Below are 2,336 nucleotides of genomic sequence, written 5' to 3' on the forward strand. Positions count from 1 at the left end.
GTAACCGCCCGAGCGCCGACGTGACCCTCGGGCGCACCTTGGCAATGACCTGAGCAGCAGCTCGGCCAGACGTGTGAGGCTTGGAGTCCTTGGTGCCGTTGAGCGCGGGCTACGAGGTGTTCGGCGACCAGCGGTGCGGCAGCAGCGAGTCGATGCGCGAGGCGCGCGTCGAGCCGATGCGCACCAGGACGTCGGCGAGGTAGCGCTGCGGGTCCACGCCGTTGGCCTCGCAGGTGGCCACCAGGGCGTAGAGGTCGGCAAGGCGGGCTCCGGCCTCGTCGTTGCCGAAGAAGAGGTAGTTCTTGCGCCCGAGGGCCGCGGGCCGCAGCGCGCGCTCGGACTCGTTGTTGTCCAGCGGCAAGTCCGCGCGCTCGAGGAAGCGGCAGAGCGCCGGCCACTGCCCGCGCGTGTAGCGGATGGCCTCGCCCAAGGGGCTCTTGGGCGGGTGCAGCGGGGCCTCGCGGGCAAGCCACGCGTCGATGTCGCGCAGCACCCCGGCGCTCTTGTGCTGGCGCATCTGCAGGTGCACCGGCGTGCCGCTGACGCCGGCCTCCTTCGCTTCCTGCTCGACGCGGTACAGCGCTCGGATGAGCGCGAGCATCGCGTCGGCCTCCGCGGGCGCGGTGGTGCGCGCGTCGAAGAATTTGCGGCGCGCATGGGCCCAGCACGCGACGCGCACGCGCCCCTCGGGCAGGGTGACGGCGTTGTAGCCGGTGAAGCCATCCACCACGAGGTAGCCTCTCGTGCCCTCCAGCACCTCTCGTGGCGTGTCCCCGCTGCGCCTCGGGCTGAAGCGGAAGCCCACCAGGCGCTGCGTGCGAAACGTCCAGAGGAAGCCGCGGCGTGTCTTGCCTTCATCCAACACGCGCTCGTACGTCTCGTCCGCGCGCACCACGTCCTCGCGGGCGATGAGCTTCAGCAGCCGCGCGGAGAGGGGCGCGAGCTGACGCGCGGCCGTGTGCAGCAAGTCGCCCAGTGTGTTGCGGTGCAGGGGAATTCCGGCACGCCGCAGCGCCTTCGCCTGGCGGTACACCGGGATGCTGTCGGCCACTTTCTGCGTCACCACGTGGGCAATGAGGCCGGGCCCGTAGTGCCCACCCTCCACGGGCTTGGGCGCGCCTGCGGCCGTCACCACTCCCTCGCCGCAGGTGCACGCGAGCGTCTCCTGGAGGTGCTCTTGGCGCACGAGGCGCGCGGGCACGTACTCGTACACCACCGTGCGTTTGCCCTCGCCCAACGGCCGCAAGTCCCGGCCGCCACACGCGGGGCAGCGCCGCTCTTCCTCGGGCACGCGGTGCTCGACGACTTCGGTCACGGCGCTCTGCGCCAGCGCCTCGCGCGCGTCCGCGCGTGTCTTCTTCACCGCTTCGGGCGAGGGCGCGGGCCGCTCCTTGCGCAGCTCTTCGGAGACGGGCGGCATCTTCTCGCTCTTGCGACCGAAGACATGACGGCGCAGCTGCTCGAGCTGGCCGCGGAGCTCTCCGAGCTCGTCCTTGAGCTTCTCGGCTTCCTCGCGCCAGGGGCACGTGTGGTCTTCGGGGAGCGCTGCCATTGTCCCTTCAACAGGCCGCCGTGCGGCGCTCCTGCCGGACTCTCGGGCGGGCTCCACTTGCTCGGCCGACGCACGTGCGAGAGGTCGATGCCATCCAGCAGCAGGGCCAACTGCGTCGCGTCCAGCTGCGCCCCCAGCACGCCCTCGCGTAGCACCGGCATGCGAAAGCGCCCCTTCTCCAGCCGCTTGTAGGTGAGGACGAAGCCGCCCGCGTCCCAGGTGAGGATTTTCAGTCGGTCTCCGCGCCGCGACACGAAGACGAAGAGGTGGCCCGCGTAGAGGTCCTCCTGCCAGCCATTGCGGACGATGGCCGCCAGCCCATCAATCGAATTGCGCATGTCGATGGGCTCACGCGCGAGCAGGATGCGCACGCCACCCGAGAGGCCCAGCAGCATCAGGAGAGGGCCCGCAGCAGCGCCGCGACGTAGCCCACGTCGGTGCCCGCGGAGAAGCGCACCGCAAGGCCGCTCGCGCAGCGCACCTCGAGCAGTCCCTCCCGCGCCTGCGGCGCGGGCGACGCTACGACTTCCAGCGGAAGAAATGCGGGCCGCGACTTGCCTTCCGAATTGGCCAGCCGCACCGAGGCGCGTTTGGACTTCTTGTACAACCAGTACTGGAAGGTGCCGAGCGACACGTCGTGCTTGGCCACGAACTCCTTCTGCTCCAGGCCACTCGAGGCAAACTCGGCCACCAGTTGCATCCACTCCTCAGGTCCAGGTCGTCGCATGCGCCCAAGAACGCGCGTGCACGCCCATCCTCAGGACGCCGGCAATCGGGCGGTTAC

General features: G+C 70.2%; 3 protein-coding genes. All 3 read right to left on the minus strand.

Going from position 1 to position 2,336, the window contains the following annotated elements; genetic code table 11:
- Positions 1-109: 109 nt before the first annotated feature.
- Genes FGE12_RS29895 through FGE12_RS29905 form a run of 3 tightly spaced genes read right to left on the minus strand, consistent with a single transcriptional unit; the run spans position 110 to position 2,252 of the window.
- Positions 110-1,456 (minus strand): IS66 family transposase, encoded by a 1,347-nt coding sequence (locus FGE12_RS29895; RefSeq protein WP_370459209.1) that lies wholly within the window; start codon positions 1,454-1,456, stop codon positions 110-112.
- Positions 1,360-1,947, minus strand: coding sequence for an IS66 family insertion sequence element accessory protein TnpB (gene tnpB / locus FGE12_RS31110; protein ID WP_370459208.1), 588 nt, complete (start codon positions 1,945-1,947; stop codon positions 1,360-1,362). The genes FGE12_RS29895 and tnpB overlap by 97 nt, the downstream gene beginning before the upstream one ends.
- Positions 1,947-2,252, minus strand: a complete 306-nt coding sequence (locus FGE12_RS29905; RefSeq protein WP_153870072.1) for an IS66 family insertion sequence element accessory protein TnpB — start codon at positions 2,250-2,252, stop codon at positions 1,947-1,949. Before FGE12_RS29905 ends, tnpB begins: the two co-directional genes overlap by 1 nt.
- Positions 2,253-2,336 lie beyond the last annotated feature (84 nt).

Source organism: Aggregicoccus sp. 17bor-14, assembly GCF_009659535.1.
Taxonomy (GTDB): domain Bacteria; phylum Myxococcota; class Myxococcia; order Myxococcales; family Myxococcaceae; genus Aggregicoccus.

What these genes read in the sequence shown, in the direction of transcription:
- FGE12_RS29905 (WP_153870072.1), bottom strand. Translation starts at nt 2,252, where the DNA reads ATGCAACTGGTGGCCGAGTTTGCCTCGAGTGGCCTGGAGCAGAAGGAG.
- tnpB (WP_370459208.1), bottom strand. Translation starts at nt 1,947, where the DNA reads ATGCTGCTGGGCCTCTCGGGTGGCGTGCGCATCCTGCTCGCGCGTGAG.